Origin of the sequence: Maribacter sp., assembly GCA_020629415.1 — a bacterium.
In the GTDB taxonomy this organism is placed as follows: domain Bacteria; phylum Bacteroidota; class Bacteroidia; order Flavobacteriales; family Flavobacteriaceae; genus Maribacter; species Maribacter huludaoensis.
In genome coordinates, this window is the sequence record JAHDDL010000003.1 from 91,702 (window position 1) to 105,271 (window position 13,570).

The following is a 13,570-nucleotide window of genomic DNA, read 5'->3' on the forward strand; positions in this document are numbered from 1 at the left end:
ACATGTTTTTAAAAGTTCTGAGTCGGCGCCAGAACAAAGAATGAAGAAATTTTGAATCATGATGAAAATTCGTTTTTTGACCATCCATACGGCTGGCAAGTTGATGATGATGATGATGTATACTGGGTGAACGTAACTTTTTTGTTTTTGGTACGTAAAAAGCCCTCTAAAAGAGGGCTTTAACATATGTTTGACGTTGTGTCTATCGTATGGTTACAGGTGCGGTAGTAATTCTTACTTCAGTCTTTCCAAGTTTCTTACGAGATTCCATATTCAATTCTTTGTTCTTTTTAAGTATGTCGATCGCTTTATCAGACGTTATTTTTTCGCCTTCAAAATAAAATATTGCTCCTTTTTTTGCCATGTCTTTAGCGTAGTCAAGAGGAGAGGGTGGAGTAGGAGGAGTGGGTGCCGCAGGACTAGTAAGTTCCATAGTCGTTTTTGAGGATGTTCCTTTTATTCCATTGATATTTAAGTTCAAATGATCATAGGGGTCTTGATTTTCAATGATTTCTTTAATTTGATTATCTGCATAATCTGAAGAATTCGGTGCTTTTGGAGCTTTGGGAGCTGGTGGTGGCTCTGGGAAATCAGGGAATGGCTCTGCATTCTCTTTTTGCTCTTTAGACATTAATCCGTAAATATGTTTTAATTGATTTATATCAGATTTCAGGATGCGGATATTGCTACCATCGGCTATCATACGGTTGTATTTTTTTGCAAGCTCATCATATTTTGACATTTGAACAGATGTTGCTCTTTTTTTTCTTTTATCGATTTTAGGGTTGTATTCTTGAATGTCAATAGTTGCTGCTCCATACGCAAGTAATTCTTGCTCTACTTTCATCACTACTTCTTTGGGGCTGTCAGGTACAACCTTTATTATTGTTTTTACAATTTGTTTTCTCTGGTTAATAGTTAAATGAGAATTTATTTCAGATAAATGTTTCTGCAAATCTTCTAATTCAACTAACTCATCTTGTACAAGCAACTGCCCTTCTTTATTTATATTTACGGTTATCTTAGGAATCGTTGACTGTTCATTTTCTCTGGTTTGTAATACTAGATGGTTAGTTTTTACCAAAACAACCTTTGGACTAATGTCTACGGTATCCTTATATTCCTTTTTAGGCATGATATACTTTTTAGAAAAAACAGTAATGCTTTTTGTCTTTAGCTTTCTCAATTCTTGTGAAATGGCAGCTGTAAAACTTGAGTCTATACTCCTTTGTGTATAAATCTGTGCTGATAATTTGTTGTTTTTAACTGCCAATGGAAATTTTTCCTTTACCTTCTCATTTAGTTGTGATAGTTGAACATGCTCATTGTTAAGCCAAATTTGATTTTTGTTCTTTACTTCTATCCAAGCTATCTCTAAAAGCGGTTCATGATAGATATCTGTCTTAAGATCATTGTATACATTTGCTTTGCGTATTTCTTTAGCTTCATTTATAGTTTTACCATGATACTCGCTTGGTTCAAATCCGTTTTTGTCAAGAAGCGTAATAGTTTTTTTACTAAAATGTTCAATATTGGATATACCTGAAGCTCGCAGTGTTGATTGTACCTGATCAATTAATTTATATTGAGTTTCATCATAAAGAATATGAGCGGTTATGTAGTTTCTAGTAATATATGGTCCAAAATTATGATTGACCATTTCTAGTTCTGTTGAAAGGTTTTCTAAAGTTGCCCGTTCATTGTTGATTAGCAAATCTCCAGTTTTTGTAATTTCAATATTAATGTCTTTGATGGTGTTTTTAGATACCACGTTCCTTTGACTAAAGCCGTAAAGCATTAAAGCTAGTAACGGCAGCAACAATAGACTTCGAATTAAAATATTTCTTTTTGATGTTTGTTTTTTCATGATGATGATTCGTTTTTTGATTGATGAATAATTTATGGCATTTGCAATACCAACTGATTGATGGATGTTATGGCTGTTGTTTGATAAATACGACAGCAATGTATTTTGATAGTTTAAATGGTCTTCTTGATTATTGAGTACCGCACTATCTGCTAAAAATTCGTGGTTGAGTTTAATGGTTTTTTTAAATAGATATATCAACGGATTAAACCAGAATAAAACTTGTAGCAATTCAATAAAAAGAACATCTAAACTATGCCACTCCTTTGCATGGGTTTCTTCATGTAATAGTACAGCAGCCGGTATACTCTTAGATTCAAATTTTTGCTTGTTCAAAAATATATAGCGAAGAAATGTATGTGGCGGTAATTCTTCTTTTAACAAGACTTTTACCAAGAAATTAAATTTAATTTGGGTATTGCGTCTAACACGGATCCATAGTTTGGCAATGTTATAAAGAAAACGAAATCCAAAAATTGCAACTCCCAAACCATAAATAGTATAAAGAATTAAGGACCAATTCATGGGCGATTCTTCCATCACATGAACTATAGGTGTTATTTCTGGTTGTTCATTTATAGTTAAAATTTGAGTGACAGCAGTGGTTGGTTCTGCTTCAATATATTCGGTAAAAACAATTTGTGGAATTATTAGAGAAATAATAAGCGCAGTTAATAGAAAGAATCTTTTAAAATGGTGCATACTTTCCCTTTCAAGCAAAAGTTTATAGAACACTAAAAAAATGCCCATGCATGCCGTAGATTTTAAAAGATAGATTTCCATAATTACTTCTTTTCTATTTCAACATCTATTAATTTCTTCAATTCCTCCAATTCAGCTTTGCTTAAATTGGTTTCTTGCGTAAAAAATGAAGCAAACTGACTGGCGCTATCGTTAAAAAAGTTTTTAATGAGTCCGTTTACATGTTTAGAGAAATAGTCTTTTTTCTTAACTAGCGGATAATATTCTCTGCTTCTGCCATAACTTTTATAGTCAATAAACTTTTTATCGGTCATCCTTTTCAACAAGGTGGCTACAGTGGTGGTAGCGGGCTTTGGTTCTGGGTAAGCATCCAATAAGTCTTTCATGAAAGCTTTCTTTTGCTTCCAAAGTATATTCATTAATTCTTCTTCCGATTTGGATAGCTGCATTTTTCTATAAGTTTAGAATTTGTTCTACAAACATAGAATAAATAATTTGATTCTACAAATGTAGAGGTTAAATGCGTTTTGGGTGTACTAAGATTTTTTAAAACCTAATATAATAGAAAGGGCAGCAGCTATAAGACCTGCGGCTAGCAGAACGTTTCCGTTTATGAATCCAAATTGCCAGTGTAGAATTTTAAATTGAGCACCAATAATAATACAAATTACCGCAATTGAATATAGAACTATGTTGATGATTTTCTTTTTTGAAGTAGGGGGCTGTTCCTCTAATGTGGAGGAATTATCATTTGAGAAAAATACATCTTTTATATAGGCAATGATGAAAATTACCAAGGCTATTCTAAAAATATAGGAAAATATATAACCATAATTTAAATGCAGAACTCTAAACAAGTAATGAAGTAAAAACGAAATTAATAAAAATAACTTGGCATAATCTAACCAGTTTTTGATTGGTTTTTTGTAAAACCCTATAATGAAGAAAATAGCGATGCCACCAACTGCTGTAACCAATAATATTTCAGCATAGGGCCAATGCATTATTTTAAAGAGTATGGCAATTAATGCCAAGGCAATGCTTACTCTTAGAAATCGGTTGCTTTTTTCCTTGTTAATCAAAAGTTTTACTTCTTTGGTTTCTATGTAGAACGGCGAATAAAAGTTTTAAGTGTTTTCAAATAGGCTATGGTATGATTTGTTCCCTTTTAAAAGTTTAGATTTGCAGCCTAAAAGCAACCTAGAATGAGTGTAAAAGATGATTTAGAAGCACGTAGTGGTTCCACATGTGAATTATGTACCGGAACCAATAAGTTAGAGGTTTTTGAAGTTGAACCAGTTTCTATAAGTGGAGTTGATTCTAGTATTTTGGCATGTGAAACGTGTCGTAGTCAAATTGAAGACCCGGAACAAATGGATGCTAATCACTGGCGTTGTCTAAATGACAGTATGTGGAGCGAGTATGATTCTGTAAAAGTTGTGGCGTGGAGAATGCTATCTAGATTAAAATCTGAAGGTTGGCCCAAAGATTTGCTGGATATGATGTATTTAGAACCTGAAGTTTTAGATTGGGCAAAGGCTACGGGAGAAGGTTTGGCAGAAAGTGAGAAGATAATTCACCGTGATGTCAATGGTGTAATCTTACAAAATGGTGATAGTGTTGTATTGGTGAAAGACCTAAAGATTAAAGGTTCTAGTCAAGTAGCCAAACAAGGTACTGCAGTAAGGCGAATTTCGTTAGATAGGGAAAATGCTGAATATATTGAAGGCAAAGTAGGACCTACCCTTACCGTAATCATCACTAAATACGTGAAAAAAATATAGTTGTTCGTTATTGGTTCTCGGTATCAATTTATCATCAACAAAATATACTTCTACAATAAAAAACGTCTTTGTAAGCAAAGACGTTTTTTAATTTACTGTCAACTGTCAACTGTCAACTGTCAACTGTCAACTGTCAACTGTCAACTGTCAACTACTTCTTGGTCATTTCCGTAAAATACTGATAAAAATAAGGGATGGTTTCGATACCTTTTAAGTAGTTCCATACCCCAAAATGTTCGTTAGGGGAGTGTATGGCATCACTATCTAAACCAAAGCCCATTAGAATAGTTTTACTCTTTAGTTCTTTTTCAAATAGAGCGACTATAGGAATACTACCACCACTACGTTGCGGTATCGGTTTTTTTCCAAAAGTGGTTTCGTATGCTTTTGATGCTGCTTGGTATGCATCAGTATCTATTGGCGTTACATAACCTTGACCTCCATGATGAGGTTTTACTACTACGGTAACACCTTTAGGTGCAATAGATTCAAAATGAGTTTTAAATAGCTCGGTAATTTCTCTCCAATCTTGGTTGGGTACCAATCTCATAGATATTTTAGCATATGCTTTACTTGCTATAACCGTTTTGGCTCCTTCCCCAATATAACCGCCCCAAATACCATTGACATCTAAGGTAGGTCTAATGGAGTTACGTTCGTTTGTAGAATAACCTGCTTCACCATACACTGAATCAATATCCAAAGCTTTTTGATATTTTTCGATGCTAAATGGTGCTTTTGCCATTTCTGCGCGTTCTTCGGCGGAAAGTTCCTCTACCTTGTCATAAAACCCTGGAATGGTAATATGGTTATTTTCGTCATGTAAACTAGCGATCATTTTTGTTAATATGTTGATCGGATTTGCTACGGCACCACCATACAAACCAGAATGCAAATCACGATTAGGACCCGTAACTTCTACTTCAACATAACTAAGTCCGCGTAAACCCGTGGTAATTGACGGCACATCATTAGCGATCATGCCCGTGTCCGATATTAAAATAACATCGTTTGCCAATTTTTCTTTGTTCTCGGCTACATAAATACTTAAGTTATTACTGCCAACTTCCTCTTCGCCTTCGATCATAAATTTTACATTACACGGAAGCTGATCGGTTTTTACCATCAACTCCAATGCCTTTACATGCATGTACATTTGCCCTTTGTCATCGCAGGCGCCACGTGCAAAAATGGCTCCTTCTGGGTGTAAATCGGTTTTTTTTATTACCGGCTCATAAGGTGGGGAAGTCCATAATTCCAATGGCTCGGCCGGTTGTACATCATAATGGCCGTAAACTAGTACCGTTGGTAGGTCTTTGTTTATGATTTTTTCACCATAAACTATAGGATAACCTGCTGTTTCATGAATTTCAACAATATCGCAACCTGCATCTTCTAGTCTTGATTTTACCATTTCTGCAGCGTTTAATACATCTTGCGAGAAGGCAGGATCTGCGCTAACAGACGGTATTTTAAGAAATTCTATGATTTCATTTAGAAATCGGTCCTTGTTTTCGGAGATATAATTTTTTACGTTTTTCATGCAATTTTTTATCTGACTTTTGATAAAAGTACAAAAAGCGTAATTTTTAAATAGCTAAAATTTAGAGAATTGATTTTTTGCATTATATTTGCACCCCGATAATCACATATCGTGATTTTGGAAAGTATGCAGGCGTGGTGGAATTGGTAGACACGCTAGACTTAGGATCTAGTGCCGCGAGGTGTGAGAGTTCGAGTCTCTCCGCCTGTACAACGAAAGCCTTTCAGGAAACTGAGAGGCTTTTTTTATGGATTTAGTTTTAAAAGGAGCATCCTAGATTTCTGTTTCTCATAAGAATTGTAAGTTTTAGTAGTTATTTACTTCTAATATTGGAGAAAGGATAGTTATGGGTTTCGAAAAAGTATCATTTACAAATTCTGAAGGAAAACAATTAGCAGCTAGGTTAGAAATACCTAATAATCAAGAAGCACATAGCTATGCCATTTTTGCGCATTGTTTTACGTGTAATAAGAATTTCTCTGCGGTTCGTAATATATCAAGGGCCCTAGTGAATAAAGGAATAGCAGTGCTCCGTTTTGATTTTACCGGGTTAGGCGATAGCGAGGGCAGTTTTGAGGACACCAACTTTTCATCTAACGTTTCTGACCTTATTTACGCATCTAAGTTTTTAGAAGTGAATTATAAAGCTCCCTCTTTGCTAGTAGGTCACTCACTTGGTGGTGCAGCCGTTATTTTTGCTTCTGCTAAACTGGAGTCCGTTGTTGCTGTTTCTACCATTGGGGCGCCATCTTCACCGGCACATGTGCAACATTTGTTCAAATCTAATGTTGATGAAATAAATGCAACCGGTAAGGCAAAAGTGAATATCGGAGGACGCGATTTTACTATCAAAAAGGATTTTATAGATGATATTGAATCTAAACCAATGAAAGAGGTCCTAAAGAATTTAAGAAAACCGTATTTGGTGCTGCATTCTCCTCAAGATACCATTGTAGGGATTGAAAATGCAAAAGAATTGTACCAGTATGCACATCATCCAAAGAGCTTTATTTCTATTGATAAGGCCGACCATCTTTTAATGGATAGTGTAGATTCTACCTATGTAGGTAATGTGATTGCAGGTTGGGCAGAGCGGTATTTGGATATTCCTAAAAGACAGTCTGTAAAAACTACGCATCAGGTGGCAGTAAGTATTGGTAATGAGGGTTTCACCTCTGAAATAGTGGCCGGTAATCATCTGTTGATTGCAGATGAGCCTAAGGATTTTGGCGGTAATGACTTTGGTCCTTCGCCTTATGACTACGTTTCATCTGGCTTGGGAGCTTGTACTGCTATGACTTTAAGAATGTATGCTTCAAGAAAAAAGTGGGACTTACAAAAGATTATAGTACATATTGATCACGGTAAAGAACATGCTCCTGATTCTCAAAATACTTCGACTATTAAAAAGATCGATACTTTTAAACGAAGTATAGAATTGTTCGGTAATTTAGACGATAGTCAAAAGAGTAGGTTAATGGAAATTGCAGATAAATGTCCTGTGCATAAAACCTTGTCCGCAACATCGATTATTGTAACAAAACTTAAATAAAAAAAACTAAAATAATATGGTAAAAGCTATATGGAATAATACGGTAATTGCTGAAAGTGATGCTACGGTACAGGTTGAAGGCAACCATTACTTTCCGCCTTCCGCAATTAAAAAAGAATATTTTACAACTACGGATACACATACAAGTTGCCCCTGGAAAGGAGTAGCATCTTATTATGATATTAAGGTTGATGGTGATGTCAACAAGGATGCCGCATGGTATTATCCAGAAGTATCAGAATTAGCAAAAGGTATTAAAGGGTATATCGCTTTTTGGAAAGGGGTAGAAGTGAAAGAAATCTAGCATTAAAAAAGGTCAGTGTTAAACTGACCTTTAAAATTTTATACGATTAAATCACTTACGCTGTAGCATTTTGTGGAGCCCAGTGGCTGCATGACATGCCTGGTGCTGCCTTTTGTGGGTTTGCACAATCGCTAGATTCAAATCTAATACAGGTTATACAATTGGTGTCATCCTTCAAAGCGGCTTTCATTTCAAAACTATCACAAGTGTAACTATTACCAACTTTTACTCCATGAACTTTACAAGTATTCCCTTCTACTAAGTTGTCGCAGTTAACGCAACTATTTCCTAATCTTATCGACATAATTTATTGTTTTACGTTCTACATAAATCTACGTTGCTAAACTTTAAAATACAATTTAAATTGCTGTATTACAGTAGTATGTATTTAGATTATTTAAAAATAGAAGTATAGTTCAGTGACTACATGGCTACTTTTGATATTTAGTATTCAGTGTGTCATTTTAATAGCTTGTATAATACTGGAATATCTCCACTGACTTTAAATGCCTTATATTTAAAAGATTGAATATTGATGTTACCTTAAATGATATTTAGACTTTTTATCACTACAATAGTTCTCTTTGCACTACGCTTATCCGGGCAAGAGCTACCTCCTATTCAAAACTATACACCTATAGAATATAATGCCGGTAACCAGAATTGGTCTATGGCTCAATCTGCAGATCGGACTATTTATGTAGCAAATAATGATGGCTTGTTAGAGTTTAATGGAAATTCTTGGTCATTGTACCAAATGCCTTATGGAACACCGGTAAAATCTGTTATGGCTTTTGATGACAAGATTTATACAGGTAGTTATATGGAGTTTGGCTATTGGAATCGTAATGCATACGGTAAATTAGACTATATATCCATTTCCGATCGGTTAAAGGAACCGCTTATAGAAGACGAGGATTTTTGGAATATAACACAGCTTAAAGATTGGGTGCTTTTTCAGTCTCTGGATAGGGTTTATGTTTATAATATACACAGTTCAACATTTCAAATTTTTGATGTTAGGAGTAATAATCCTAAAATATTTGAAATTGATGGTAAAATATACTTTCAAGATATAGGTAAAGGTTTTTTTACACTAGAAAATGGAGAGCCAATTATGGTTTCTGATGAGGCCGTGTTCAAGAATATAAATATTGTTGGGGCATTTGGTGTAGACAACAATATACTGGTCATAACTGAAAAAGGTTCTTTTTATAATTTAGGAAACGAAGGAATTATAGAATGGAAAATTACGTCGTTAGATGATTTTTCACTAACTAAAATTTACAGTGCAATACAATTGCATGATGGTTCTTTTGTTTTAGGAACCATCTCTAAAGGGATATACCATTTAGATAAAAATGGTGGGCTATTAAAACATATAAATCAGGAAAAGGGAATTAATAATAATACTGTTCTTTCACTGTTTCAAGATAACGATTATAATCTCTGGTTGGGTTTGGATAATGGTATTAGTATTGTTAATCTAGAGTCGCCCTATAAGGAGTATATTGATTATGCAGGAAGTATAGGTGTAGTCTATACGGCAAAGAAAATAGATAATTTGTTATATCTAGGAACCAATCAAGGATTGTTTTACAAAAGAATAGATAGAAATGATAAATTTAAGCTAATAGATGGTACGGAAGGGCAGGTCTGGTCATTAAAGGAAATTGACGGTACCTTATTCTGTGGGCACCATACTGGAACTTATGTCGTAAATAATGGAGAAGTAAACAAAATTTCGAGCGTGCCAGGCACCTGGGACGTTCAATCTATATCAGGTAGATCTAATTTGCTCATCCAAGGTAATTACAAGGGTCTTAGTATTCTTGAGAATGATGATGGTAATTGGAAGTACCGTAATAGTATCGTCGGTTTTGATAGCTCTACTAGATTTTTTGAATCTGTAGGCGATTATCATATATTGGTTAATCACGATTATAAGGGAGTTTATGATTTAAAAATTAGTAATGATCTTACTAGTGTTGAAAAGATTGACAGAAAAGAGTCAAAGGGAATTGGTTCTAGTTTGTTAAGATATAATAACCAAATACTCTACAGTACTATTAATGGTGTTTTTAAGTATAACAAGAATAATGAAGAATTTATAGCAGAGTCTGTTTTAACGAATAACTTCTTCAATGAAGATGAGCATATTATAGGTATACTTAGGTCTACAAATAATTTTGAAAGACTTTGGGGTTTTACAAAAAATAATATAATTACGGTTTCCAAAGGACATTTAAGCAAGGAACCGCAAATGATTAAGATTCCAGTTCCAGCAGCGTTTAGGAGAACAATGGGTGTCTTAGGCTTTGAATCGGTGGTTCATCTAGAGGATGAGTTGTATTTAATAGGAATTTCTAATGGCTACATTACCTTAGATTTAAATGCTATTGAGAAAAGAGTATATGAAGTCAAGATTGGTTCTGCAATCAAAAAAATGCCAAACGATCTTGAAGATAATTTACTCATTCATGATAATCCACAAATATTATATGAAGAAAATAGTATTAGCTTTAATTACAATGTAGCCGAATATGATAAATATACGGAAGTCTATTATCAATACTTGTTAGAAGGTCTAGATGAGGAGTGGAGTAGTTGGAAACTCTCTTCAAGTGCTTCTTTTGATAATATACCTTATGGGAACTATAATTTCAAGGTAAAGGCTAAAATTGGTAATGATGTATCTAGCAATACTGCAAATTATAGTTTTACCATTTTAAGACCTTGGTATGTTTCATATTGGGCAATTATATGTTATATCATCATTGCAATGTTAACCTCGTTACTAATTCATAGAATTTATAAGAGCTATTATAAAAGGCAGCAGCTTCAATTAATAAAAGCCAATAACAAAAGATTGAAGCGTAAAAAGCTTAAGAACCAAAAAAAGATTGTTCAAATTAAAAATGAACAATTACAAGAACTTGTAGATAGTAAAAATAGAGAGTTGGCAATTTCTACAATGAGTATTATTAAGAAAAATGAATTTTTAAGTTCTATAAAGGATAAGTTGAAGGAAAGTTCAGATAATCCTCAGGTAAAATCTGTAATTAAAATAATTGATAGAAACATTAATAATGAAGATGATTGGAAGTTTTTTGAAAGAGCCTTTAATAATGCCGATAAAGATTTTTTGAAAAAAGTGAAAGGTAAACATCCAGAATTATCCGCTAACGATTTACGTTTATGTGCTTATTTAAGGTTAAACCTTTCTTCTAAAGAAATTGCTCCACTTTTAAATATATCTGTCCGCAGTGTAGAAGTTAAAAGATATCGTCTTCGTAAAAAAATGGGTCTTTCTCGTGAATCTGGTTTAACTGACTACATAATGGGTCTTTAATTTCCTCTACAAAACAAAATAATACCACAACATTACCACAACATTTTATGTTTTTGGTTGCTTTCTGTATGCTTTTTTAATTAATAAGGTTTTGTTCATTCTACCCCTAAATATTGGTATTATCTATTTTTTTTAGGTTATAATTTGTATTGTATGTTTTTTGTAGTGGTAAAAATTTAGAATATGGTAATTATGTGTGTTAAATTGCTCTAGTGTTATCTTCTTGAATTGAATACAACAAAGATTGTTTTTTGAATCGCTTTTGATAATATTTAAAATTGAATAATTAACTCAACAAAAAAAATTAACTATGAAAAATTTAAAGTATATCATGGTATCTTTATTTGCGGTATTAATGAGCTGTGACGGAGATGAAATTGATATTCCAGAATCGGTAATGCCTTCTAACTTAACGGTAAGCGCTCAAAATTTAGGAGAGGGTGTTTTTGAGTTTTCTGCGTCTGCAACAAATGCAAATTATTACCATTATGACTTTGGTGATGGTACTTCGGCATTAGAAACTTCTGGATTAACGACCAAAACTTATGATGAAATTGGGGATAATTCATATACGGTAACTATAACTGCTGGTTCTACAGAAGGGAAAAAGATTTCCGAAACATTGAATGTCTCCGTTTCATTGGCATTTACAGACACTGAGACTATTTCATTTTTGACCAATAATAGTTCAAAAACTTGGTTTTTAGCTGCTGCTCAACCTGGGCATTTAGGTTTAGGACCTGCAAGAGAAGGAATTGATGGAGACTGGTGGTATCCTAAATGGTATTCTGCATCGGCGTTTGAAAAATGTGGTACAGATGATTCGGATTGTTTATGTGATGATGAACTAACATTTTCAGTAGATGATTCTGGAGCATTAACGTATATGTTGGATAACAAAGGGCAAACCTATTTTAATGTTGGGCACAAGGCTGTTGTAGGTGGTGCAGAGGATATTGATTTTTGTTATGATTTTGATACTACGGGGTCAAAGAGCGTAGTTCTCTCAGAAGTGTCGGGTAATGTCCCAGATGATCAAACTACGGGAATTCAGATGAGTTTTTCAGATGGTGGTTTTATGGGGTATTATGTTGGCTCATCTACCTATGAAATCTTATCGATAAGTGATACTGAATTGTATGTTAGAACTTATGATACGGAAAATGCTGATCTGGCGTGGTACCATAAGTTTACATCTTCAGAAGCTGTAGAAGGTGCTGAAGAAAGTCTAGAAACTATATATACCAATTTGGTTTGGTCAGATGAGTTTGATGTTGATGGTGCGCCAAATCCTGCAAATTGGGCATATGACCTAGGTGCTGGCGGCTGGGGTAATGCGGAATCACAAACATATACCGATAAGGCGGAAAATGTAAAGGTAGAAGATGGGGTCTTGAAAATAACCGCAATAGCTGGTGAAGGTGAAGCAGCTGTTCACTATTTTGATGACATGACTTTGGTCGATGCTGCAGGAGGTACCCAGTCTATAGAAAATTTTGAAGGTGTTGCTCCGGTTTTTACTGGTTTTGGTGGTGTGGGAACAGTTGTAATTGCCAATCCTGATGCTACTGGTGAAAACACAAGTGCTAATGTAGCGGAATCTACTAAAGCCTTAGGTGCTGAAACTTGGGCAGGTTCGTTTTTTGATTTATCTGCACCTGTTGATCTTGTTACTTATCCTATTATTACTTTAAAAACATGGTCACCTGCAATCGGTGCAAACATAATTTTAAAACTTGAGAACCAAGCAAACGCAGATGAGAATGTAGAGGTGAGCGTTAGTTCTTCTGTTGCCAATACCTGGGAGACATTATCTTTTGATTTTACAGGAGTTGCAGCAGGTACCTATGATCGCGTTGTGTTGTTTTTTGATTTTGGTGTATCTCCTTCTGGTGGCATCACATCCGGAAGAATAAAATCTGAAAATCTTTTTGAATTTACTTATGGTAGAGTTGAAATTAGGGCCAAACTACCTTCTTCTGGCGGTACTTGGCCTGCATTGTGGGCTTTAGGGGCTAATTTTGATGAGGTGGGTTGGCCTGCAGCCGGTGAGATTGATATCATGGAGCATGTAGGTAATAATAACAATACTATTAGTAGTGCATTACACTATCCAGGTAATTCTGCAGGAAATGCAGTTGTAGGTTCTACACCGGTAGAAAATGCTATCTCTGAGTTTCATAATTACACTGTTGAGTGGACGCCGGACAGTATTAAATTTGTTGTAGATGATCAATTGGTTCACAATAGTTTTGTAAACAATGCAACTACTCCATTCAATGCCGATTTCTTTTTAATTATGAATGTTGCAATGGGAGGTACTTTAGGAGGTACTATTGACCCGGCATTTACAGAGGATACCATGGAGGTTGATTATGTTAGAGTTTATCAATAAAATTAGTTAGTTATTTTTAAAAGGCTGTTGAATATTTTTCGGCAGCCTTTTATTTTTGTTTTTCTTTAAAA

At 34.5% G+C, this 13,570-nt stretch carries 11 protein-coding genes and 1 tRNA gene; 6 read left to right on the top strand and 6 right to left on the bottom strand.

The window, feature by feature from the left end:
- The 4 genes from QZ657_RS02490 to QZ657_RS17205 all read right to left on the bottom strand — a co-directional run.
- On the bottom strand, window positions 1–186 hold a 186-nt coding region (locus QZ657_RS02490), incomplete at its 3' end, for a hypothetical protein (protein WP_291964766.1).
- Between the two features lie 16 nt (window positions 187–202).
- The gene (locus QZ657_RS02495) at window positions 203–2,569 is read right to left on the bottom strand and encodes a M56 family metallopeptidase (protein WP_291964768.1); all 2,367 of its coding nucleotides are present in this window, start codon (window positions 2,567–2,569) and stop codon (window positions 203–205) included.
- Window positions 2,570–2,652: 83 nt separating this feature from the next.
- Entirely contained in the window at window positions 2,653–3,018 is a 366-nt protein-coding gene (locus QZ657_RS02500) for a BlaI/MecI/CopY family transcriptional regulator (protein ID WP_058104004.1), read from the bottom strand.
- A gap of 87 nt (window positions 3,019–3,105) precedes the next feature.
- Window positions 3,106–3,651: a GldL-related protein gene (locus tag QZ657_RS17205; protein WP_366934145.1), complete on the bottom strand. Its 546-nt coding sequence runs from the start codon at window positions 3,649–3,651 to the stop codon at window positions 3,106–3,108.
- 123 nt (window positions 3,652–3,774) lie between these two features.
- Here QZ657_RS17205 and QZ657_RS02510 point away from each other — a divergent pair, with 123 nt between their 5' ends.
- On the top strand, window positions 3,775–4,353 hold the full coding sequence (locus QZ657_RS02510; protein WP_291964771.1) for a PhnA domain-containing protein: 579 nt from the start codon (window positions 3,775–3,777) through the stop codon (window positions 4,351–4,353).
- A 151-nt stretch (window positions 4,354–4,504) separates the two neighbouring features.
- On the opposite strand, the gene QZ657_RS02515 is transcribed toward QZ657_RS02510, so the two are convergent.
- Window positions 4,505–5,896: a dipeptidase gene (locus tag QZ657_RS02515; protein ID WP_291964773.1), complete on the bottom strand. Its 1,392-nt coding sequence runs from the start codon at window positions 5,894–5,896 to the stop codon at window positions 4,505–4,507.
- A 128-nt stretch (window positions 5,897–6,024) separates the two neighbouring features.
- On the opposite strand from QZ657_RS02515, the gene QZ657_RS02520 reads away from it, so the two are divergent.
- The 3 genes from QZ657_RS02520 to QZ657_RS02530 all read left to right on the top strand — a co-directional run bounded on the left by QZ657_RS02520 (window position 6,025) and on the right by QZ657_RS02530 (window position 7,752).
- Window positions 6,025–6,106 (top strand) — tRNA-Leu (locus QZ657_RS02520).
- Between the two features lie 136 nt (window positions 6,107–6,242).
- The gene (locus QZ657_RS02525; protein ID WP_291964775.1) at window positions 6,243–7,448 is read left to right on the top strand and encodes a bifunctional alpha/beta hydrolase/OsmC family protein; all 1,206 of its coding nucleotides are present in this window, start codon (window positions 6,243–6,245) and stop codon (window positions 7,446–7,448) included.
- Window positions 7,449–7,464: 16 nt separating this feature from the next.
- On the top strand, window positions 7,465–7,752 hold the full coding sequence (locus QZ657_RS02530; protein ID WP_291961146.1) for a DUF427 domain-containing protein: 288 nt from the start codon (window positions 7,465–7,467) through the stop codon (window positions 7,750–7,752).
- A gap of 55 nt (window positions 7,753–7,807) precedes the next feature.
- Here QZ657_RS02530 and QZ657_RS02535 read toward each other — a convergent pair whose 3' ends face one another.
- Window positions 7,808–8,056: a hypothetical protein gene (locus QZ657_RS02535; RefSeq protein WP_276471502.1), complete on the bottom strand. Its 249-nt coding sequence runs from the start codon at window positions 8,054–8,056 to the stop codon at window positions 7,808–7,810.
- A 243-nt stretch (window positions 8,057–8,299) separates the two neighbouring features.
- On the opposite strand from QZ657_RS02535, the gene QZ657_RS02540 reads away from it, so the two are divergent.
- Window positions 8,300–11,104, top strand: a complete 2,805-nt coding sequence (locus tag QZ657_RS02540) for a triple tyrosine motif-containing protein (RefSeq protein ID WP_291964777.1) — start codon at window positions 8,300–8,302, stop codon at window positions 11,102–11,104.
- A gap of 310 nt (window positions 11,105–11,414) precedes the next feature.
- The gene (locus QZ657_RS02545; RefSeq protein WP_291964780.1) at window positions 11,415–13,499 is read left to right on the top strand and encodes a glycoside hydrolase family 16 protein; all 2,085 of its coding nucleotides are present in this window, start codon (window positions 11,415–11,417) and stop codon (window positions 13,497–13,499) included.
- The last annotated feature ends 71 nt before the right edge of the window (window positions 13,500–13,570 follow it).